Here is a 20,215-nt window from a genome sequence, read left to right on the forward strand (position 1 = left end):
CTGGTGGAAATGTATTTTTGTAGGAGTAGAGTGCCACATCTAAAAGATTTTTGCACGGTCGTTCACAAATTTGCAACGCAAAATGGCAGGCTGTTGCCCTGGCGCCGGGAGAGTGGACTACATCTCCAGGCTCAGCGTTACGGAGCCGTATTTGTGTGAATTGGCCTGGGTCTTGAATTCCTTGCTGTTGATATAGTGCGCGTAGGCGATCTTGCCGCCGCGCCATTGCCATGCAAAGCCCAGCGCGGCATCGCCCACCAGGTATTTCTTTTGCACAGAGGGGCTGGAAGAGAAGGTGTTGCCATCAAGAAAAATATCCCTGGCGACCAGCCTGCCGTCCAGCGCCAGGAAAGCATGCACACCGGTCGTCGCATACCGGCTGCCGTCGCCTTCCACCGGCGCATTGCTATCGCCGCCCGGGCGTATCGGTGCCGAGCCAAAGTCATCCGGCAAGCCGGTGCCAAGCCGGAACTCCATACCGGCATTCAGATAGGTGCGGACATTGCCGACGCTGGCGCCGAAGTGGGAAATCGCGTCGAAGTGTATAGGGCTGGCCGGATCGGGCTTGGACAGCTTGTATTTGCGCTCAGCCACCAGTTGCAGGCCCAGCTCATTGTGCAGCTGGTTGTCCCAGCCGTAGAAACGTCCCAGTCCGCGCAAGTCGTGCACGAAATCCTGCGTCTGCTTTGCCAGTGCCGCCGGCCCGACCACGCCTATGTTCACTTCGACCGTATCCATGCGGTCCATCTCCACATCCAGTTTTTCGGTCAGCTTGTTCTTGGGCGGAGGCACGCTTTTCCGGGCGTTGTAGCCCAGGCCCAGGTAGAGCCAGCCGGCATACGGCCTGTCATTCGGAATCACGTCACGGCGCAGCCGGTCTTGCGGCGTGTACATCGCCTGCCCCAGTGTGACCACCATGTTGCGGGAGGTAAAATCGCCAGGATGTACGCTGGTGAACAGCGAGTTCATGCCCTTGACCCACTGCGGCAGGCAATCCGCCTCGGTATAGCTGCGCAGGTTGGCCGATACCCAGGATAGCTTGACGCCATTGGTGTAATCCCGGTCGGTGCCGGTGAACATGTCATTCTCGAAGTAGAGATTGATGACGGAAGGATAGGAAATGAATTCATTCACCCCCTGTTTGATACCTGCGCACTGCGATTCTATGTTTGCTGTCTGGGCCCACGCGCTTTGCGCACCCAGCGCTATTGCTAGCGGGAGTAGGATTTTAATCAATGCCTGCCTTTAATCTCTGATGCCGTGCTGCCGCTGCCTGGTAAGCGTCTTGGTGGCGACAAATATCTCGCGTAAGAAAAACATAAAACTGCCGATCAGCACCAGGATGCCCGCGACGAACAGCGAAGCGATCAGCTTATCCAATTGCACATCCAGCGCGTCTCCGGTAAACAGCGCGGCAATCACCAGGCAGATCAGCAATGCGCAGGTGGTGCTGAGCGTAATGGCCCGGTTGATCAGGTGCGCCCTCTCATACAGCTCGCTCAATTCTTCGCGCAGCGCGGGTTTTTGCGTGGTCTGGCCTTTCGCCTGCAGGATGTCTTCCAGTATCCGCGAGCGGTCTATGATGCGGCCCAGACGGTTGGTAAGCACCACCAGCGTGGTGCCGACGCCGCTCAACAGGAAGACCGGTGCAATCGAAAGCTGGATGATATGCCCAACATCGCCTAGTTGTAAATTGATCATGATGTTTTTTTTGTACTTTTTTTGGCGCCGGCCTTTTCGCAACTGCCAAAATCATCCCAGCAGGGCGTGTCGCCGAATTGTTCTATCAGGTAGTCGACAAAGGTCCTGACTTTGGCCGACAAATGCTGGCGGCTCGCATACACGGCCTGCACCATGCTGGCCGGCGGCACATAATCCGGCATCAGGTGTACCAGCTTCTGGTCGCGGATGTCGTTGCCGACGATGAAGCTGGGCTGCAGCACCAGGCCCATGCCGCCCACGGCGGCTTCGCGCAGCAGGTCGCCGTTATTCGCATTGATGCTGCTGCTCAGCTTGACGGTATGCGTCTTGCCGGCTTTGACAAAGGTCCATACGTCGGGATTGTTGGCATAGCTATAGCGCAGGCAGATATGGTTTTGTCTTTCTATGTCCTGCGGCACCAGCGGCGTGCCGTATTTTTCCAGGTAGGCCGGCGACGCGCACAGCACCAGGCGGGCGGGTGCGATCTTGCGCGCCACCAGGCTGGAATCTTCAATACGCCCTATCCGTATACCAAGGTCATAGCCTTCGTCGACCAGATTGACTACGCGGTCGGACAGGGAAATATCCAGCTTCACATCCGGGTAGCGCTCCATGTATTCCGGCAGGATGCGGCCCAGGTGGTTGACCGCAAATGACATCGGCACAGTCATGCGCAGGGTGCCGGTGGGATTGGCCGCGCTCATGCCGGCTTCCAGCACCGCATTGTCGATATCCAGCAAAACCTGGTTGCAGCGTTCCAGGTAATTGCTGCCGACTTCGGTCAGGCTCAGCCGGCGCGTACTGCGGTTGAACAGGCGCGCGCCTATATAGGCTTCGAGGTCGGCGATATAGCGCGTGACCGAAGGATTCGAGGTGTCCAGCGACCTGGCGGCACCGGAAAAACTGCCGGATTCGGCAACCTTGACGAACATGCGCATGGCTTGAAACAGGTCCATTTGAGCCCTCTCCCATTATTCTAAAAACCGGAATAATTATTTTCTCACATCCCCATTTTTCTATCAAACTGAAGAATATATGCTGTGTTCACGGTCTGCATTCAGACGTTTCAGGCTAAGCCAAGAGCACGTAAATACTAGACAAACACTAGAACTCATTTCATAAATAGGAGCGAGTGCGAACGAGTCCATTTGGGATGCAGTGCGAGGCGCGTCGCGACGCAAAGACTGGCCGTCTTTGCTAGCGGCGCAACGCTGCAATGCGCCCAAATGGGCCGTTCCCAGAGGGTTTGCCTTAAAAGTGGCGCTGGCTGCGTTGCGCTCGTTGTCAATAGCTCGCTATTGACGCCTCGCACGCCTTGCCAGCACCGCTTTTAAGGCAAACGCATCTCACTCCTATTTATGAAATGAGTTCTAGATAAATACCGGAGATATCATCATGAACGACAGAAACACCAACATCGCTGCCAGCTTGCTGCGCGTCAGCTTCGGCGTCATCCTGCTTGCGCACGCATTGCTGAAGGTACTAGTGTTTACCCTGCCCGGCACGGTCGCATTCTTCGCCAGCCAGGGATTTCCCGGCTGGATGGCCTACCCTGTCGTTGCGGTAGAATTTTTTGGCGGAGCGGCACTGCTGCTGGGTTTTCAGACGCGCCTGGTCGCACTGGCGACCTTGCCGGTGATGCTGGGTGCGCTGACGGTACACATGGGCAATGGCTGGGTGTTCAATGCGCCTAACGGCGGCTGGGAATATCCTGCCTTGCTGGCGGTTTTGGCAGTCGTCGTGGCCTTGCAATCCAATGCAGGTGTTACATTGAGTAAAGCTGGAATTAGTACCGGGGCAAAGGCACACTAAGCACACTAGGCCGCGCTTGCAGAATGCAGTGCCGCCCCCAAGTGCTTGTAAGATAGCTTAAGCAGGGAATCGGCAGGAAAGCTGCGCCTTGCTGCTGAATTTTGATTGTGGACAAGCTTGCTTATCCACAGTATCGGTACCCCGAAGTAAGATTAAAGAAAGAACCATAAAACCATGTCCACTATGTCCACTACACGACGCATGCCGGCCATTTTTTTCGGACACGGCAGCCCGATGAATGCGCTGGAAGACAATCGCTATACCAAGGTGTGGGAAGATTTCGGCAAGAATTTCCCGCGCCCGAAAGCCATACTGGCAGTGTCTGCGCACTGGACCACCCGCGGCACCGGAGTGACTGCCAGCCAGGCGCCGGTCACCATCCATGACTTCGGCGGTTTTCCACAGGCCTTGTTCGACGTGCGCTACCCCGCTCCCGGCGATCCTGCGCTGGCCAGGCGCGTGGCAGAAATCTTGTCGCCTTTGCCGGTGGCGATGGACCAGCAATGGGGGCTGGATCATGGTACCTGGTCGGTGCTGGTAAAGACCTATCCCGACGCCGATATCCCGGTGATACAGCTCAGCATCGATGTCGAAAAACCACCCGCCTATCATTTTGCGCTGGGGCAGAAACTGCAGGCATTGCGGGATGAAGGCGTGATGATCATAGGCAGTGGCAATGTGGTGCATAACCTGCGCCGTCTTGACCGCGATACCGCCGGCCACGGCTGGGCCATACGTTTCAATAATGCGATACGTCAGGCCTTGCAGGAAGGCGATATGCAGACCGTGATCAACTACCAGGCCTTTGGCCAGGATGCCGCCTTATCGGTACCCACGTCCGAACATTTCCTGCCTTTGCTGTATGTGCTGGGAACCAGGACAGAACAGGACAAGCTGGAGATTCCTGTGGATGGAATCGAGCTGGGCGCGATTAGTATGCTGTCGGTGGTCGTTTCTTGATAGAGAAACGATTAGAATTATTTTGTGCAAGAATTGCACTTCGTGGGTATAGGCCGGGGGTGGCCCGGCGGCCACTCACTTTTCTTTGCTTCGCCAAAGAAAAGTAAGCAAAAGAAAGGCGACCGCAGACTTGCCCTACGGGTGATGGCGCGGCGCCATCACATTTTGTGCGTCACAAAAAATGGGAAATGAACGAAACTCGCTTCCCTTGCAGGGCGCATATCCGCTTGCAAGCGGATACCGTTCCGCAGGCACGGAGCAGTGCTCCGTGAAACCCCTGCTACACCTCAGACAACGTTCATTTCTGATCCATTTTCTGCGAAGCACAAAATGCAGCGTCCCCAGCGGAAGTAGGTCAACAGCAACGGCAATCAAGCCGTATGTTTTTGGAGTTTACGGGTTTCGGCTTGCGACTTGGTTTTTCTCAGGCAGCTTTTTCCATCAGGGTCAGCCTGACTTCCAGGCCGCCTTCTTGCAGGTTCACCAGTTGCAGTGAGCCGCCGTGCTGTTGCGCGATGTTCTGTGCGATGGTCAGTCCCAGGCCGGTGCCGCCGGTGTCGCGTGAGCGTGAGGTTTCCACGCGATAGAAGGGTTCGAATACCTTATTCAACTGGTCCGGCGGGATGCCATGGCCACCGTCGCGCACGCAAATCTGTATCAGCCGCTTGCCGGCATCGTTCACCGCTTCCGTGCTGACCTTTGCGTATTGCCCGTATTTGACGGCATTGTCGATCAGGTTGATCAGGCAGCGGCGCAGAGCGACCGGCCTGGCCATTACGGTAATGCCGGGCTTGCCGTCGAAACTGACCTCTTGTCCGGCATCTACTGCATCGGCGCAAACGCTGTCTATCAATGAATCAAGGTCCAGCGGTTTTAGCGGTTCATTGCTGTCCATGCTGCGCGCCAGGTCCAGGCCTTCCTTGACCATGGCCTGCATTGCCGACAGATCGTCGATCAGCTTGTCGCGCAATTCATTGTCGTTGACCTTCTCAAGCCGCAGGCGCAAGCGGGTCAGCGGGGTTTGCAAATCGTGCGTGATCGCGGCCAACATGTGAGTGCGCTGCTGGATATGGTGGCGGATACGCGATTGCATGGAGTTGAACGCATGCGTGGCCTGCACGATTTCGACCGCGCCTTTTTCTTCCAGCGCCGGATGATTGATATCGTTACCCAGATCTTTTGCTGCCTGCGCCAGCTGCTTCAGCGGATGCATGGTCATGCGTGAGATCAGGAAAGCCAGTACACCTATGCTGGTCAGGAACAATGCCAGCGAAACGACGAAATCCGTACTCAGCGGCGGCACCGGGCTGCGCGGCGGCAAGACCGTCAGGCGCACGGTTGTACCGTCATGCAAGATGAGGCCAAGCGCTTCACACGGCCCGCGCACGCCCCTGGCTTCCGGCGACAGCGGCGCAGGGCAGTTCTCAGGATTCATGGGCAGGAACTGCACCTTGAATTTATTGCTGAGCCGTTCTTTCAGTGCATAGGCAAACGGCGTATGCATTTCATCATCGGAAGTCGCGGCCGGCAGCTTGCTGAGCTGCAGGCCCAGGCGTGGAGCCGTTTCCAGGAAAGCTTCGCGGTTATCCGCGGGCAGCGCATCCAGCGCCAGCAGCAATTGCTCGGCCCTTTCCACGGAATGGGATTCGCGATATTGCGCTATCGTCTTTTGACGTTCGCCAAAAGCCAGCCACCAGGTCAGCGCAGTGGAACTCACCACGCCTAGCAGCAAGATGGCGAATACCCGGCCTGACATGGAGCTGAGGATTTTCATGATTAATTTTCAGCAGTGACGGCGACGGACAACACATAACCGCCATTCCTGACAGTCTTGATGATTTGCGGCGAGCGCGCATCTTCCCGCAATTTCTGGCGCAGGCGGCTGATCTGGATGTCGATGGAGCGGTCAAACGGATCGGCGTCGCGGCCATGCGTCATGTTCAGCAACTGGTCGCGGTTCAAGATACGGTTCGGGTGATCAAGGAAGATGCCCAGCATGCGGAATTCTGCGCCGGACAGCGCAATGACCATGCCCTCGGGGCTGATCAGGTGGCGCGCGGTCAGGTCCAGCGTCCATTCTGCAAATTTCAGTTTTTGCACTTGTTCGCCGTTGGCGCCCATGCTGGAAGTTTGTGTGCGGCGCAGCACGCTACGCACCCTTGCCAGCAACTCGCGTGGTTCGAAAGGCTTGGGCAGATAATCGTCGGCGCCCATTTCCAGGCCGAGTATGCGGTCCAGCGGTTCGCCGCGCGCGGTCAGCATGATGACCGGCACGGAAGATTTGGCGCGCAGGTTGCGGCACAGTGTCAGGCCGTCGTCGCCGGGCAGGTTCAGGTCCAGCACGACCAGATCGATGTGGTGCTCGTCCAGCATGGCCCACATGGCAATGCCGTCGGCAGCGGTGACGGTGTCGTAGCCGTTACCGTTCAGGTAATCGGCCAGCAGGCTGCGGATGTCGCGGTCGTCGTCGACGATTAATACTTTGGTAGGTGTATCCATACTTGCCATCATCACTCATCATTGTTCTTGATGGCTATTATGGAGGCATCCGCCGTAGATAAAAAGCGTTTTTGTATCCACTTGTTAGGATAAATCGCTTGGGAAACAGTGCGAAACAAAGATTCCCCGCACGTGGTCTGAATTGTTACTTTGCGATACAAAGGCCGAGAGCAGAGACACTTGCCAGTTACATAAGTAGGCCAACATGCTTCCCATGTGCAAGGCACAGAAAGCCTGCGCCGCAAGGTGCTGCAAGCAGCCAGTATATTTAGCCCAGCGTTGCCCACCAGGTGCATGACTTTAATTTATCCACCAAAAGGAAGATCATGAAATCGTTGAAAAACCAGTTTTTTATAGGATTGACCGCATTGACGATGGCTGCCGGCGCCTACGCACAAAGCGCTTCCGCCCCGGCCGCATCAACACCGGCAAGGCACGCTCCGAGCGAAGCGGACCGTGCCAAATGGGCGGCAAAAATGAAGGACCGCATGGCCAAGCACCAGGCTGAACTGCACGACAAGCTGAAACTGACTGCCGCGCAGGAACCAGCCTGGAAAACTTTCATCGACGCGACTGCACCAGGCCCCATGCCAGCGCACAAGCCGGAAGACCGCAAGGCTTTCGAAAAGCTGAATACGCCGGACCGCATGGAAAAGGGCCTGCAAATGATGAAAGAACATCAGGCGAAGATGGAAGCGCATCTGGCAGCATTGAAGACTTTCTATGCAGTGCTGACGCCTGAGCAGCAAAAGACTTTTGATGACGCGCATCGTCATATGCGTGGACATCGGGGTGGGTGGGGGCATCATGGCGGTGATGGCAAGCCTTCTGACAAGAAGTAGTAGCTTTGGGTTTTACTTCTTCGAAGTATGGCTGCTTGTGATTTAAGATCGCTGGCCGGGGGTGGCCCGGCGGCCACTTACTTTCTTTGCTTCGCCAAAGAAAGGAAGCAAAGAAAGGCGACCGCAGACTTGCCCTTCGGGTGATGGCGCGTAGCGCCATCACATTTTGCTGCACTACAAAAAATGGGAAATGAACGAAACTCGCTTCCCTTGCAGGGCGCATATCCGCTTGCAAGCGGATACCGTTCCGCAGGCACGGAGCAGTGCTCCGTGAAACCCCTGCTACACCTCAGACAACGTTCATTTCTGATCCATTTTCTGTAAAGCACAAAATGCTGCGTCCCGAGCGGGGGTAATTCAAAAGCGGCGTCAAGAACAACCCCAACCCCTACATCAAGCCAACTTAATTTGAATAGTGAGATTCTTTTGAAAAAAGAGAATCTGGTTGCCGTTGTTTTTGACTTGGCTTTTGACCTTAAACCGCTCGGAGCCTCGCCGATTGTGCGGTACAGAAAATGGATCAGAAACAGGTGTGTCTGAGCGCAGCGAGTTTCGCCTGTTTCCCATTTTTTGGGCCGAATAATCGGGCACCCCGAAGGAGCGAGGCTTGCGGTCGCCTTTCTTTGCTTACTTTTTCTTGGGGGCCGCCGAGGTGCGAAGCAAAAAAAGTGAGTAGCATGCCGGGCTACCCCCGGCCAGCAATCTTAAATTAAATCTAAGCGTTATCGCAGCCAGAAAAGGCGGCGACCACGATAGCTTGATATCAAGCGTAAGTTACGCAAACTTGCGCAACGCATCCAATCCCAACCCCGCCCCAATACTCCCAAACAAATCCCCCTCCACCTTCTTCGCATCCGGCACGATAGCACCGATGCGATCGCGCAGTCCGCGTACGCCGCTGGAGCCGCCGGTGAAGAATACAGTGTCGACTTCGGCAGCCTTGACGCCGGCGTCGCTCAATACCTTGGCAACAGCCTGTTCGACGCTGGTGATCAGGTGCGAGATCGAAGTCTGGAAGCCGGCCTGGTCCAGATTCATGCTGCATGCGGTGCCGCTCTTGTTGCGCAGGCGTTCCAGCGGCAGGTCTATCTGGTCCTGGCTGGACAGCAGTATCTTGCCCTCTTCGGATTTCAGCGCCAGCCAGTGGCCGTCGCGTTGTTCTATCAGGTACAGCAGACGGTCGAAGCGATCGCGCACGTTGGCGTCGCTGATGTCGCGGTACACATCCTGCAGTTCGCGCCAGATCTTTTGCGTGTAGTTCAAATTGATTGTGTGCCAGGTTGCCAGGTTGAAGTAATAGCCGGACGGTACATCGGTGTTGCTGCCCAGGCGGCCGCCGAGGCCCAGCAGCGGCATCACGTGGCCCAGGCTCAGGTATTTGTCGAAGTCGGTGCCGCCTATGTGTACGCCGCCGTTGCCCAGGATGTCGTCGCGCCTCTCGGTTTTTTTGGCGCGTTCCGGTGACAGGCGTACCAGCGAAAAATCGGAAGTACCGCCGCCGATGTCGGCGATCAGTACCAGTTCTTCCTTGTCGATGCGGGATTCATAATCGAAGGCAGCGGCAATCGGTTCGTATTGGAAACTGATGTCGCGAAAGCCTGCTGCGCGGGCGATTTCTTCCAGCGTTGCTTCGGCTTTCTTGTCTGCCGCAGCGTCGTCGTCGATGAAATACACCGGGCGGCCGAATACTGCCTGCGTGAAGTTCTGGCCGGCGGATTGCTCGGCGCGCTTTTTCAGTTCGCCGATGAAGTAGGCCAGCAGTTGGCGGAACGGTAAGGCCCGGCCTTGCACTTCGGTCTGGCCGTCGATCAGGCTGGTACCCAGCAGGCTTTTCATCGAGCGCATCAGGCGGCCTTCGTAGCCGGCCAGATAAGTGCTCAGTGCGGCACGGCCGTAGCTGACGTGGTCGTCCTCGGCATTGAAAAATACTACCGAAGGCAAGGTGGTCTTGTCTTCTTCCAGCGCCAGCAACGCAGGTTTGCCGGGCTGGTGCCAGCCTACGGTCGAATTGGAGGTGCCGAAATCCACTCCACATGCAATTGCCATGACGCTTCCTGATTAAAAAGTGGGCAGCGATTATAGAACGAAGCAGGGCGTCTCGTCATTTTTATTATGAAATGCTGTTAATTTGTCACTGAATTAACGGGTTTGTCCGCACGCACCACCAGCAACTGGTCAATACGGTAGTGATCGATATCCACGACCTCGAATTGATAGCCGCCATAGAACACGCAATCAGTGCGTTTCGGGATTTTTTTCAGCATGGTCATCATGAAGCCGGCGATAGTTTCATAGCTTTCCTGCTCCGGCAATTCATCCAGGCCTAGCGCGCGGCAGACGTCGTCCACCGAAGTAGCGCCGTCTATCAGCCAGGAATCTGCATCGCGGCGCACGATCTGGTCTTCGCCGAAAGGGTGGACCAGGTTGCCCATCAGTGTGCTGAGCACATCATTCAGTGTGATCACGCCGACGACGTGTGCGTACTCGTTCAGTATCACTGCGAAATCTTCACGCGTGCCCTTGAAGTGTTCCAGCATTTCAGACAGTGTCAGCGAATCCGGCACTACCAGCGCAGTGCGCATGGACAACTCCTGCACCTTGGTAAAGGCCTGGTTGGTCAGTACCCGTTTCAGGATATCCTTGGATTCCACATAGCCGACCACGTTGTCGATATGGCCGTCGCAGACCAGGAACTTGGTATGCGGATGCTCGGCGATTTTCTGGCGTATCACGACGTCGGTATCCTGCAGCGTGAAATAGACGATGTCGCCGCGCTGTGTCATCGCCGACAATACCGTGCGGTTTTCCAGTTCGAACACATTGCCGATCAAATGATGTTCGCTTTCCAGCAAGGCGCCGGCTTCGGCTCCCGCATCGACAATCGCATAGATATCGTCGGACGTAATCTTCTCATCGCGCTGCGTAGAGATATTGAACAGCTTGAAGATCAGGTTGGCCAGGCCGTTGAAGATCCAGATCAGCGGACTCAGCAGGCTGACGCAGCCGTTCATCGGCCCGACGACGGCCATCGCTATCGATTCCGGCGCGGTCATCGCCAGCCGCTTCGGCATCAGGTCGGCAAACAGCACGAACAGCGAAGTGACCAGCACAAAGGCCACCAGAAAGCTGGCGCTGTCTACCCAGGGGCGGTCGCCCAGCATTGCATGGAAGGCGCTGGAAAAATAAGGCGACAAGGCTTGCTCGCCGAGGATACCGCCGAGTATCGATACCGCGTTCAGCGCGATCTGTACTGCAGTAAAAAAGTGGCCGGGCTGCTGCTGTAACTCCAGCACGCGCGCAGCGCGCAGGCTGCCTTCGGCAGCGAGTACCTGCAGCTTCAATTTACGTGCGGCTGCCAGGGAAATTTCCGACATCGAGAAAAACGCACTGATCGCGATTAATAAAGCGATCACAAGAAAATGGTCAAATAAGGCCATGGGCAATTCCTTTCAGCATTCCATGCAAGGCCGCTGTCCGGGCGGTGCGAGGAATGGGGGGGGGGCGAAAACTTTGGGCGGGCGCAAATAGAAGCAATCGGCGGCCTGCCCAGGGTTTCTCTTCATAGATATTCTTGCAATCATATACTATGGTAATTCCCCAGCGAGGTGTATTGAACAACAGTTGTCACATAAATTTTCCTAAATGTAGCGTTCTTCTCTGAAAGTGGCAGCTTCATGCAGCAAAAAACTTCCGCGCCCTCATTGCAACCGAGTGTTAAATTTGTCCTGATTACGGTGTTCCTGGACATTCTCGGCATAGGTTTGATCATTCCTGTGTTGCCCAGGCTGGTGTCACAATTTGCGCCGCAAGCCGATGCGCAAGCGTATTGGTACGGCATCATTGTGGCGATTTACGGTATCGCGCAATTCTTTTGCGCACCGATACTGGGAGCGCTGAGTGACCGCTATGGCCGCCGCCCTATCCTGCTGCTCTGCGTCTTCGGCCTGGGAGTGAATTTCCTGCTGATGACGGCGGTGACTTCGATCGTCTGGCTGGTGGTGGCGCGCGGCCTGGGTGGCGTGACCGCCGGCAACCTGTCGGTGGCGAATGCCTATATTGCCGATGTCTCTACGCTGGAAAACCGCAGCCGCGCGCTGGGCAAGATAGGCGCGATGTTCGGCCTGGGCTTTATCTGCGGCCCCGTGCTCGGTGGCGTACTGGGCGAGATCAATACCCATTATCCGTTTTATCTGGCAGCGCTTGTTTCGCTGACAAATTTTGCTTACGGCTGTTTTAGCCTGCCCGAATCGCTGCCCCAGCATATGCGCAAGCCTTTCTCCGCGCAAAAGGCCAATCCTTTCACCGGTTTGATGGGCCTGGCCAAGCTGGCCAATGTTGGTCCGCTGGTGATCGTGTATGCGCTGTCCATGTTTGCGCAATTCACGCTGCAAACCACCTGGGTCCTGTCAACAGAGCTGCGCTTCGGCTGGAGCCCGCTGCAGAACGGCTTGTCGCTCTTCGTGGTTGGGGTGTCCAGCGTGCTGATGCAGGGCGTATTCCTGGGCAGGCTGATCAAGCGTATTGGCGATGCGCGTGCGGTATTGATAGGACTGGCCTCGTCCACCACCGCATTGCTGTTGTATGGGCTGGCGACGCAGGGCTGGATGATGTATGCGCTGATCTTGTGCAACGTGCTCGGCTTTGCTTCCGGCCCGGCGCTGCAGGCTATTTTTTCCAAGGCGGTAGAGCCGCAGTCGCAAGGTGCAGCGATGGGTTCATTGACAGCCCTGGCCAGCATCATGAGCGTGGCGGCTACGCTGGCAGGCACCTTTTTATTGGGCCAGGTCAGCCATCAGGCCAAAGGCAGCGTTTTGCTGGGAGCGCCGTTTTTCATGGCCGCGGTCATGCAGGGGCTGGCGCTGACTATTGCCTACCGCCATTTGCGTGCTGCGCCGGCTGGCGCATAACGGAGAGGCGGTACCCAAATAAAAAAGCAGACCATAGTCTGCTTTTGTTTTGCCCGTTCGGATTGCTGATTATTCAGCAATCCGGTTTAGCGAGCCATATGGGCAGTGGTGTGATCCAACACGGCTTCCGGGTTGTCTGCATCGGGCTCCACTTCCTTGTTCAGGACCTTGCCCAGCCTGACCATGTCCACGTCATTACCCCATTTGCCGACTACGACGGTGGCGACGCCATTGCCGATCAGGTTGGTCAGCGCACGTGCTTCGGACATGAAGCGGTCTATGCCCAGGATCAGCGCCAGGCCTTCAACCGGGATGGTGCCGGTGGAAGACAGCGTCGCCGCCAGAACGATGAAGCCGCTACCGGTAATGCCCGCTGCACCCTTGGAGGCGACCAGCAAGAAGATCAGCAGGGAAATCTGATGGCCTATCGTCAATGGAGTATTGGTCGCCTGCGCGATGAAGACCGCAGCCATCGTCAGGTAGATTGCGGTGCCATCCAGGTTGAAGGAGTAGCCGGTAGGAATCACCAGGCCGACCACGGATTTTTTCACGCCCAGGTTTTCCATCTTTGCCATCATTCGCGGCAGTGCGGATTCAGAAGAGGAAGTACCCAATACGATCAGCAGCTCTTCCTTGATATAGGACACGAACTTCCAGATGTTAAATCCGTGCCAGTAAGCGATCAGTCCCAGTACGCCGAAGATGAAGATCAGGCAGGTGATGTAGAAGGTACCCATCAGGTAGCCCAGCGAAAGCAGCGAGGCAACCCCGTATTTGCCGATGGTGAAAGCCATCGCACCGAAAGCGCCGATAGGTGCTGCTTTCATGATGTAGCCGACGATCACGAACAGTACGTGCGAAGTCTTTTCGATGAAATCAAATACCAGCGTGCCGCGGCCGCCGAAGCGGTGCAGCGCAAAGCCGAAGAACACGGCAACCACCAGAATCTGCAGGATATCGCCTTTGGCGAAGGCATCAAAGATGGTATTCGGTATCATCGCCATCAGGTATTCGACGATGCCGGCCAGTTTGCCGGGGCCCGCATAGGCCAGCGCCTCTTTGGAGTTGAGCTTGGTGAGGTCGACATTCATGCCGGCGCCAGGCTGCAGTACATTGACGACGACCAGGCCGATGATCAGTGCGATCGTACTGACGACTTCAAAATACAGCAGCGCCATGCCGCCGGTTTTGCCCACTTTTTTCATGTCTTCCATACCGGCGATACCGATCACGACAGTACAGAAAATAATTGGGGCGATCATCATCTTGATCAGCTTGATGAAGCCGTCGCCGAGGGGTTTCATCGCAGCGCCGGTTTGCGGATAAAAATGGCCCAGCAGAACGCCGATGACAATGGCGAGGATGACCTGGAAATAGAGGGATTTATAAAGCGGCTGCTTCATTCTTAGTCTCCGATTAATAATTATGCACTGAGACTGCGCATCAAAATCAGAGATGCCCACGTATCAGCGATGGGGGTGATGACGGCAGCATGGAAATCGGTTTTTCCAATTTGCGCTTGGCCGTGATCATCAGCGATTCCCATCATACGGGCAATTGTGGGTTTCCACAGCAGTGCTGCGTGGTGTGTAACTTACTGTATCGCAACGGACCTTGGCTGTAGCTTCAGGCTGCGATGGACGGACGTTTGAGTTTTCTTTCTATCAGCACGGCGATGATCTGGCCCAGCTTGCGCAATGCCTGGTCCAGCTCATTGGAATAAGGCAGGCCGCAATTGATGCGCAAAAAATGGTCGAAGCGATTGGAATTGGAAAACATCAGGCCCGGCGATACCAGGATATCTTGCTGTAGTGCAGCATCAAATACTGCTTGCGAAGAAAGCTGCTGCGGCAGTTCCACCCATAGCGATACGCCGCCGTCCGGTATCGTCAGCCGGGTACCGGCAGGAAAATAGGCAGCGATTGCCTCGGCGGTGCGCTCCCGCTGTGATTTCAGGGCGCTGCGCAGGCGCCGCAAGTGCCGGTCGTAAGCGCTGGAACCCATGAACTCGGCCACGATGATTTGCGCCCATTCTTCGTTATAGCGGGTCTGTGCATACTTCAGCATATTGATGCGCGCATGCCAGCGTCCGCCTACCATCCAGCCCAGCCGCAGGCCGGGCGCGAGTATCTTGTGCAGCGATGCGCAATAGATCACATTGCCGGTCTTGTCCCAGGATTTGGCCGCCAGCAGCGGCACCTCGCTATTGGCCAGCGCACTGTAGGAATCATCTTCGATCAGCGGGATGTGCTGGGCATCGCACAACTGCACCAGCCTTTCCTTGTGCGCGTCCGGCATGATGCTGCCCAGGGGGTTTTGCAGATGCGGCACTACGACCACCGCCTTGATATTGGGATAGGTCTGCATCGCCAGTTCCAGTGCCTCCAGCGAAATGCCGGTCTGCGGGCTGGTGGGAATTTCCAGCGCCTTCATGCCCAGGCTTTCCAGCACCTGCAGCAGGCCATAGAAAGTCGGTGACTCTACTGCGATCACGTCGCCCGCCTGCGCAACCGCGCGCAAGGCCAGGTTCAATGCTTCTATGCAGCCGTGGGTGACGACGATATCGTCGGCTGCAATTGTCAGGCCATGGGCCATCGCGCGTTTGGCCAGCGTGGACTTGAAGGCCTGGTTGCCGCGCGGCGGGCAGGCCTTGGTCAGGATGTCCGGGCGCTGCCGCAGCGCGCGCAGCGCCAGGTTTTTTAATTCCTGCTCGGGATACAGTTCCGGCGCGCCGGTAGCGCGTGCCAGGTTAACCTTCACCGGCCTCTGCCCTTGCGAAATGATGGCAGACACCCGCTCATGGATGCCGACAAACTGCGCCGGGTCTATCGCCTGCCCGGCCTTGGGTTCGGCCAGCGGCACCAGCGATACACGCTTCGGCTGCCGCACAAAATAGCCGGAACGCGGCCGCGCTTCCAGCCAGCCCTCGGTTTCCATATGGCGGCACAGCGTCAGCGCGGTGGACAGGCTGACACCGTGCAACTGCATCAGCTTGCGTACCGAAGGCATGCGGTCGCCGCTGACCAGGGTGCCGGCTTTGATTGCGGCCACATAGTGCGCCGCCAGTTTGCGATACAGGGTTTGAGTGTCCATGTCTCATCATTCCATTGTTATCCCGGCCAGGACAGATACAGGCTGGAGGAATTCAGACGATAACAGATATGAAAATTGGCTGCTGATGCGATACAGATAGGTTTTTGCTGTGTCTGTCAGGCACGGAGAGGCGGGACTAAGCTGTAGATACTGTCACCTAAGGAGAACGCCATGCATGTCAGCAATATCAGCGATACCCGTACCCAGCTTAGCGCCGGCCAGCGCCTGCACTTTCCGGCGCTTCAGGGGGACCTGATCTATGTGAGTTTTGGCAAGGCCGGTATCTGCAGCGCTCCGGTCTGGATGGAAACCCCGTATTTTGAATCGGAGCTGGTGTTGCGGGAGGGGGAGTCTTATACGGTGGGCAATAAAGGCTGGGCCACGGTTTCCGCCTATGAGCACTGCGAACTGATACGGATCTGCCCCGCCAGCCGCTGGCAAAAATGGGCGGAGGCGGTGCGTACCGGCCTGCAAGCCGGCAGGCTGGCGCTATTGCTGCGGCTAAAGAGAAAGCTAGGTCGCTGGGTACGCGCTACCTGAAGTCGAATTCCCGCATCATGAAGTCTTCCAGCGCGGCGGTATCTTCCGGGCGGGCAGACATCGATACTGTGCGTCCCAGGCGGCGGGATTCCCAGTTGAAGTCGCCGGTGTAGTAGGTACGGATGATCTGTATCATGCGGCGCACGATGGCCAGGTCAATGTCTTCACCCTGCTTTGCATCAACTTCAATCACTTGGCGCCAGCGCTTACGGGAATTAGGTTCGGAGCCGTTAAATGCAAAAGTCGCTGAGTGCGCGTCCTTGTTCAAAATTTGAAAAATTGAACTGGAATTTGCAGCAGTGCTTATCCGCTTGAACGGAGCTATTGTGCGATTACGATCCAAAATAGCTGCGTTTATACCTGCGAGTTGAGCCTGGTTGGCAACGATATCTGGATCTTCCGCATTGAGTTTTTTGACTCGTATCGCTAAAGCTTGCCTGCTAAGCGGCTCTGCTTGCTCGAAAAAACCTTGCGCCGCATAGATGGCGGCAAGTTTGCTTAGGCTGGTTGCCACATCGGGATTATTAGGTGTGTTGTCGCTTTGGGCAAGCTGAAGGGATTTTTTTGCCAGTGCGGTAGCCTGGTCATATCTCCCGTCTTGATAGAGTGCGGTTGCTTCATCGTTCAATCGTTGCCACTCTGACTTTTGTGCTGCGGGATTTGCGCAGGCGCAGATTAGCAGTGACCAGAGCAGACTGTGGATATTTCGTTTTTGCATTGTGCGCGCACGATATAAGAAAGCAGGAACATTGTTTATTCATTCTGCTCAAGCAACTGCAAGCTGACAGGCAGAAAAGCTTCGCGATTCATTTCGGATCAACGATGTCAGATGAAGGCGTAAAAATATTACGCAACATTGAGGTTGAGTATTGTAAAACGGAAAATAGTATTTTTGGCAATAAAATGCCGAAAAAGCTCGTTGAGTTAGTAGCTTTTTGCTATTCCCATAGGAGGCGATAAAGAGGGTATTTAGTGGTTGCAGACCGGCACCGCCTGCAATGTGGATATCCGACCCTTTGCCGTTGTGAGCTACCTGAAGTCGAATTCCCGCATCATAAAGTCTTCCAGCGCGGCGGTATCTTCCGGGCGGGCAGACATCGATACTGTGCGTCCCAGGCGGCGGGATTCCCAGTTGAAGTCGCCGGTGTAGTAGGTACGGATGATCTGTATCATGCGGCGCACGATGGCCAGGTTGACATCGCCACCCAGACCGGCATCGACTTCAACCACCTGGCGCCAGCGATTATTCGCATTCGGTTTCCATCCATTGAAAGCAAAAGTGGCTTCGCGGGTGCCCTTGCGCAAGATCTGGAATACGCCGCCGGTACCCTCGGTATTGGCCCTTTGCATACTGCGCCTGACGTTCGCTTCCGCCACTTCCTGTGGCGACATGCCACGGCCGGACTGGGCTGCGGCTTCGTTTTCCTGCCTGGCCTTGTCTTCGACGGCCTGGCGGCGCTGGCGCGCGGCGGCCAGCATGCTCGTCATGTCAGGCTCATTGGTCGTCACCGACGGCGGCGGTTGCACCGGCGAAGGTGTCGGCGTTTCCCGTGCGATGATAGGGCTAGGCGTGGATTTTCTCGGCGGTGTGATCGCCTTTGGCGTTTTTGGGGAAGGCTTGGGCTGAGTTTTCTTGGGCTCAGCTTCCTGCGCGATCTTGGCCATGGTCTTTTGATCCAGGATCAGGACCATAGGCGGTTGCTCCTGACCGCCGCCATTTTTGATTTTTTCGGTGTGGTGTGTCAGGATCAGATACAGCAAAAAGCCGTGCACCAGCAGGGCTATCAGTATTCCGAGCAGGTTGCGTGGACGAAAACGGATGTGCAGGTGCGCTTCGCCTTGCTCTACCCATTCGCCGTCAGGTTGCTCAAAATAAAACTTCATGTTTCAGATGCAAGGAGAAAAACCCGTTTACGGCGGCATTTCGCTGGTCGCGGCCCGTTAAAAGGGGCAAGCTTAACCCAAACGGAAGTAAACACATGTAACAAATTTTTTCGCCTTAATAATATAGTCAGATGTACCCAAACCAGCCCAGCAGCGCCCCGGCAGCCAGCAGCCACAGCAGGTGGATGCGGGTGCGCCAGACAATCAGCGCAGCGGCGGCAGCCAGTAGCCACACGGGCCAGTCGGTCGCCGCATTACTGTGCGATGAAGCAAGAATCCAGCCTGTCGCCACCAGCAATCCTATTACTATAGGCGCCATACCCAGTTTGAAGGCACGCACCGGCCGCATTTCGCGGTTCTTGTGACCCCAGCTCGCTGCGATATACGTCAATGTAGTGCTGGGAAGCAAGATGCCTACCATTGTAATCATGACGCCCAGCAAGCCGGTCCAGACACCGCCTGCATTCAGGCCTATATTCCAGCCCATTAGTGCAATAAACAACACATTGGGGCCAGGGGCCGCCTGTGCAATGGCGATGGATGCATTAAATTGGGGATCGGTCAGCCAATGTTGCTCAATGACAAGATAACGATGCATATCCGGCACTGTGGAAATGGCGCCGCCTATGGATAACAGCGATAGCATCAGATAGTGCAGGAACAGGTTCAGCCAGTCGCTCCAGCCCAGGCTCAATTGCAATACTGTCGTCATCCGCCCAGCCTCTTATAAACCAGGATGCAGGAGATGCCACCCAGGCCGATCAGGATATAGGCCAGCGGCCAGTGCATGATGGCGATGCCGAGAAAGCACAGCACACTTAATACAGTGCAAATCTTGATGCCGAGCGGATTGGTTTTCAGCGCGCCGTACAGGCGCAGGCCCGTCGCAATGATCAGGCCGGCCGCGACCGCGCTCATGCCGCGCAAGGCACCGGCCACGCCGGGATGGTCGGCGACATGCGCATATACCAGGGCGAGCAGCAGGATGATAACCAAAGGAACTACCAGCATGCCGGCCAGCGCTGCCATGGCACCCGGCAGGCCGAAATAGCGGCTGCCTATCATCATCGACAAATTCACTACATTCGGACCGGGCATGATTTGGGCGACCGCCCATTCTTCGACGAATTCTTCCTTGGTCAGCCAGCGCTTTTTCTCTACCAGCTCATGCTGAACAATGGCCAGCACGCCGCCGAAACCTTGCAGCGCCAGCAGCGTAAAGGAGACAAACAGGTCGGTCAGGGATTTGGGTTGCGGACTGGCTGGGTCGGGAGGCGACTGGGGCAAGCTGTTCATTAGTGAATTCGGCAACTAGAGGAATGCGGCGCAAACAAAGGGCTGCTAAAAGTAAGTACCTGTTTGCGCATGCTGGACCTGCTTATTGTAAAGCAAGGCGGGCAGACTTGATACGCCGGATGCAGCGTTTAGGCTGCTTCCGGCGATTTGCCGGGGCCGCGTGTTTCCTGCCGTGAGCTATGCGCCCGTATCCTGGCGCGCCATTCGCCCAGCACCGTCAGTGCGCCCTGGAATTCGCGTTCTATCAGATCCGCTTCCGCATTGGTGATCACGCCATCCATCAGTGCCGAAGAGACTGCTTCGGCGACATCGCCCACCTGGCTCATCACGCGGCATACGGTTTGCGACAGATCATCATTGCTGAGCTGCTCCGGCTCCGGCACCACAAAGGCGGCCATGCCATGGCGTCCCAGCAAGGCATGCAGCGGCAGCAAGGCATCCTTGACTCCGGCCTTATGGCAAAACTCCACGATCAGCGAGGTTTCCTCAAACGAGGGGTAGTGCGACTCTATGCCCGGTGCCAGCTTGTTGCGCAATACATTGGCCGAAATTTCCATTTTCTGTGCCAGTGCTTCCAATCCTCCCGGATAGGCGCGCGCTACTTTATACAGTGCATCGTGCTGGTTCATGTCCGAGTATTTGCGAGTCATGGTGAATTTCCCTTTTTATTACCGATGCGTT

At 56.2% G+C, this 20,215-nt stretch carries 19 protein-coding genes; 5 read left to right on the forward strand and 14 right to left on the reverse strand.

What is annotated here, in order from left to right:
• Positions 1–117: 117 nt before the first annotated feature.
• From IEW12_RS24550 to IEW12_RS24560, 3 genes are read right to left on the reverse strand one after another with little or no spacing between them, the layout of a single operon-like run.
• A complete protein-coding gene (locus IEW12_RS24550; protein ID WP_229751328.1) occupies positions 118–1,236 on the reverse strand; it encodes a lipid A deacylase LpxR family protein in 1,119 nt (372 codons plus the stop codon).
• 9 nt (positions 1,237–1,245) lie between these two features.
• Positions 1,246–1,698: a DUF2721 domain-containing protein gene (locus IEW12_RS24555; protein WP_188568890.1), complete on the reverse strand. Its 453-nt coding sequence runs from the start codon at positions 1,696–1,698 to the stop codon at positions 1,246–1,248.
• The gene (locus IEW12_RS24560) at positions 1,698–2,657 is read right to left on the reverse strand and encodes a LysR family transcriptional regulator (RefSeq protein ID WP_188568762.1); all 960 of its coding nucleotides are present in this window, start codon (positions 2,655–2,657) and stop codon (positions 1,698–1,700) included. The genes IEW12_RS24555 and IEW12_RS24560 overlap by 1 nt, the downstream gene beginning before the upstream one ends.
• 439 nt (positions 2,658–3,096) lie before the next feature.
• On the opposite strand from IEW12_RS24560, the gene IEW12_RS24565 reads away from it, so the two are divergent.
• Together IEW12_RS24565 and ygiD are read left to right on the forward strand one after the other, a co-directional pair.
• Positions 3,097–3,513, forward strand: a complete 417-nt coding sequence (locus IEW12_RS24565) for a DoxX family protein (RefSeq protein ID WP_188568763.1) — start codon at positions 3,097–3,099, stop codon at positions 3,511–3,513.
• Positions 3,514–3,687: 174 nt separating this feature from the next.
• On the forward strand, positions 3,688–4,473 hold the full coding sequence (gene ygiD, locus IEW12_RS24570; RefSeq protein WP_229751329.1) for a 4,5-DOPA-extradiol-dioxygenase: 786 nt from the start codon (positions 3,688–3,690) through the stop codon (positions 4,471–4,473).
• A gap of 424 nt (positions 4,474–4,897) precedes the next feature.
• Here ygiD and IEW12_RS24575 read toward each other — a convergent pair whose 3' ends face one another.
• Together IEW12_RS24575 and IEW12_RS24580 are read right to left on the reverse strand one after the other, a co-directional pair.
• Positions 4,898–6,247 (reverse strand): ATP-binding protein, encoded by a 1,350-nt coding sequence (locus IEW12_RS24575; RefSeq protein WP_229751330.1) that lies wholly within the window; start codon positions 6,245–6,247, stop codon positions 4,898–4,900.
• A gap of 2 nt (positions 6,248–6,249) precedes the next feature.
• The gene (locus IEW12_RS24580; RefSeq protein ID WP_188568764.1) at positions 6,250–6,972 is read right to left on the reverse strand and encodes a response regulator; all 723 of its coding nucleotides are present in this window, start codon (positions 6,970–6,972) and stop codon (positions 6,250–6,252) included.
• 326 nt (positions 6,973–7,298) lie between these two features.
• Here IEW12_RS24580 and IEW12_RS24585 point away from each other — a divergent pair, with 326 nt between their 5' ends.
• The gene (locus IEW12_RS24585; RefSeq protein WP_188568765.1) at positions 7,299–7,814 is read left to right on the forward strand and encodes a Spy/CpxP family protein refolding chaperone; all 516 of its coding nucleotides are present in this window, start codon (positions 7,299–7,301) and stop codon (positions 7,812–7,814) included.
• Positions 7,815–8,588: 774 nt separating this feature from the next.
• Here the strand turns inward: IEW12_RS24585 and IEW12_RS24590 are convergent.
• Together IEW12_RS24590 and paeA are read right to left on the reverse strand one after the other, a co-directional pair.
• A complete protein-coding gene (locus IEW12_RS24590; RefSeq protein ID WP_188568766.1) occupies positions 8,589–9,860 on the reverse strand; it encodes an Hsp70 family protein in 1,272 nt (423 codons plus the stop codon).
• A 77-nt stretch (positions 9,861–9,937) separates the two neighbouring features.
• Positions 9,938–11,251: a polyamine export protein PaeA gene (paeA, locus tag IEW12_RS24595; protein ID WP_188568767.1), complete on the reverse strand. Its 1,314-nt coding sequence runs from the start codon at positions 11,249–11,251 to the stop codon at positions 9,938–9,940.
• Between the two features lie 237 nt (positions 11,252–11,488).
• Here paeA and IEW12_RS24600 point away from each other — a divergent pair, with 237 nt between their 5' ends.
• Positions 11,489–12,721 carry a TCR/Tet family MFS transporter gene (locus IEW12_RS24600; protein ID WP_188568768.1) on the forward strand — a complete coding sequence of 411 codons (1,233 nt, stop codon included), beginning with the start codon at positions 11,489–11,491 and terminating at the stop codon, positions 12,719–12,721.
• An 86-nt stretch (positions 12,722–12,807) separates the two neighbouring features.
• Here IEW12_RS24600 and IEW12_RS24605 read toward each other — a convergent pair whose 3' ends face one another.
• Together IEW12_RS24605 and IEW12_RS24610 are read right to left on the reverse strand one after the other, a co-directional pair.
• The gene (locus tag IEW12_RS24605) at positions 12,808–14,124 is read right to left on the reverse strand and encodes a dicarboxylate/amino acid:cation symporter (protein WP_188568769.1); all 1,317 of its coding nucleotides are present in this window, start codon (positions 14,122–14,124) and stop codon (positions 12,808–12,810) included.
• Between the two features lie 223 nt (positions 14,125–14,347).
• Positions 14,348–15,814, reverse strand: coding sequence for an aminotransferase-like domain-containing protein (locus tag IEW12_RS24610; RefSeq protein ID WP_188568770.1), 1,467 nt, complete (start codon positions 15,812–15,814; stop codon positions 14,348–14,350).
• Positions 15,815–15,985: 171 nt separating this feature from the next.
• Here IEW12_RS24610 and IEW12_RS24615 point away from each other — a divergent pair, with 171 nt between their 5' ends.
• Positions 15,986–16,354 carry a hypothetical protein gene (locus IEW12_RS24615; RefSeq protein ID WP_188568771.1) on the forward strand — a complete coding sequence of 123 codons (369 nt, stop codon included), beginning with the start codon at positions 15,986–15,988 and terminating at the stop codon, positions 16,352–16,354.
• On the opposite strand, the gene IEW12_RS24620 is transcribed toward IEW12_RS24615, so the two are convergent.
• The 5 genes from IEW12_RS24620 to IEW12_RS24640 all read right to left on the reverse strand — a co-directional run bounded on the left by IEW12_RS24620 (position 16,347) and on the right by IEW12_RS24640 (position 20,184).
• Positions 16,347–17,072, reverse strand: coding sequence for a tetratricopeptide repeat protein (locus IEW12_RS24620; protein ID WP_188568772.1), 726 nt, complete (start codon positions 17,070–17,072; stop codon positions 16,347–16,349). The genes IEW12_RS24615 and IEW12_RS24620 overlap by 8 nt on opposite strands.
• Positions 17,073–17,383: 311 nt before the next feature.
• A complete protein-coding gene (locus tag IEW12_RS24625) occupies positions 17,384–18,238 on the reverse strand; it encodes a cell envelope integrity TolA family protein (protein WP_188568773.1) in 855 nt (284 codons plus the stop codon).
• 127 nt (positions 18,239–18,365) lie between these two features.
• Entirely contained in the window at positions 18,366–18,950 is a 585-nt protein-coding gene (locus tag IEW12_RS24630) for a chromate transporter (protein WP_188568774.1), read from the reverse strand.
• Complete coding sequence (locus IEW12_RS24635; RefSeq protein ID WP_188568775.1) at positions 18,947–19,534, reverse strand: chromate transporter; 588 nt, start codon at positions 19,532–19,534, stop codon at positions 18,947–18,949. Before IEW12_RS24635 ends, IEW12_RS24630 begins: the two co-directional genes overlap by 4 nt.
• Positions 19,535–19,662: 128 nt before the next feature.
• Positions 19,663–20,184 carry a phage regulatory CII family protein gene (locus IEW12_RS24640; protein WP_188568776.1) on the reverse strand — a complete coding sequence of 174 codons (522 nt, stop codon included), beginning with the start codon at positions 20,182–20,184 and terminating at the stop codon, positions 19,663–19,665.
• Positions 20,185–20,215 lie beyond the last annotated feature (31 nt).

The sequence above is a fragment of the Parundibacterium terreum genome, assembly GCF_014636315.1.
Taxonomy (GTDB): Bacteria; Pseudomonadota; Gammaproteobacteria; order Burkholderiales; family Burkholderiaceae_D; genus Undibacterium; species Undibacterium terreum.

What these genes read in the sequence shown, in the direction of transcription:
- ygiD (WP_229751329.1), top strand. Translation starts at nt 3,688, where the DNA reads ATGTCCACTATGTCCACTACACGACGCATGCCGGCCATTTTTTTCGGA.
- IEW12_RS24610 (WP_188568770.1), bottom strand. Translation starts at nt 15,814, where the DNA reads ATGGACACTCAAACCCTGTATCGCAAACTGGCGGCGCACTATGTGGCC.
- IEW12_RS24580 (WP_188568764.1), bottom strand. Translation starts at nt 6,972, where the DNA reads ATGGATACACCTACCAAAGTATTAATCGTCGACGACGACCGCGACATC.
- IEW12_RS24560 (WP_188568762.1), bottom strand. Translation starts at nt 2,657, where the DNA reads ATGGACCTGTTTCAAGCCATGCGCATGTTCGTCAAGGTTGCCGAATCC.
- paeA (WP_188568767.1), bottom strand. Translation starts at nt 11,251, where the DNA reads ATGGCCTTATTTGACCATTTTCTTGTGATCGCTTTATTAATCGCGATC.
- IEW12_RS24615 (WP_188568771.1), top strand. Translation starts at nt 15,986, where the DNA reads ATGCATGTCAGCAATATCAGCGATACCCGTACCCAGCTTAGCGCCGGC.
- IEW12_RS24640 (WP_188568776.1), bottom strand. Translation starts at nt 20,184, where the DNA reads ATGACTCGCAAATACTCGGACATGAACCAGCACGATGCACTGTATAAA.
- IEW12_RS24590 (WP_188568766.1), bottom strand. Translation starts at nt 9,860, where the DNA reads ATGGCAATTGCATGTGGAGTGGATTTCGGCACCTCCAATTCGACCGTA.
- IEW12_RS24565 (WP_188568763.1), top strand. Translation starts at nt 3,097, where the DNA reads ATGAACGACAGAAACACCAACATCGCTGCCAGCTTGCTGCGCGTCAGC.
- IEW12_RS24620 (WP_188568772.1), bottom strand. Translation starts at nt 17,072, where the DNA reads ATGCAAAAACGAAATATCCACAGTCTGCTCTGGTCACTGCTAATCTGC.
- IEW12_RS24635 (WP_188568775.1), bottom strand. Translation starts at nt 19,534, where the DNA reads ATGAACAGCTTGCCCCAGTCGCCTCCCGACCCAGCCAGTCCGCAACCC.
- IEW12_RS24630 (WP_188568774.1), bottom strand. Translation starts at nt 18,950, where the DNA reads ATGACGACAGTATTGCAATTGAGCCTGGGCTGGAGCGACTGGCTGAAC.
- IEW12_RS24585 (WP_188568765.1), top strand. Translation starts at nt 7,299, where the DNA reads ATGAAATCGTTGAAAAACCAGTTTTTTATAGGATTGACCGCATTGACG.
- IEW12_RS24575 (WP_229751330.1), bottom strand. Translation starts at nt 6,247, where the DNA reads ATGAAAATCCTCAGCTCCATGTCAGGCCGGGTATTCGCCATCTTGCTG.
- IEW12_RS24600 (WP_188568768.1), top strand. Translation starts at nt 11,489, where the DNA reads ATGCAGCAAAAAACTTCCGCGCCCTCATTGCAACCGAGTGTTAAATTT.
- IEW12_RS24605 (WP_188568769.1), bottom strand. Translation starts at nt 14,124, where the DNA reads ATGAAGCAGCCGCTTTATAAATCCCTCTATTTCCAGGTCATCCTCGCC.
- IEW12_RS24625 (WP_188568773.1), bottom strand. Translation starts at nt 18,238, where the DNA reads ATGAAGTTTTATTTTGAGCAACCTGACGGCGAATGGGTAGAGCAAGGC.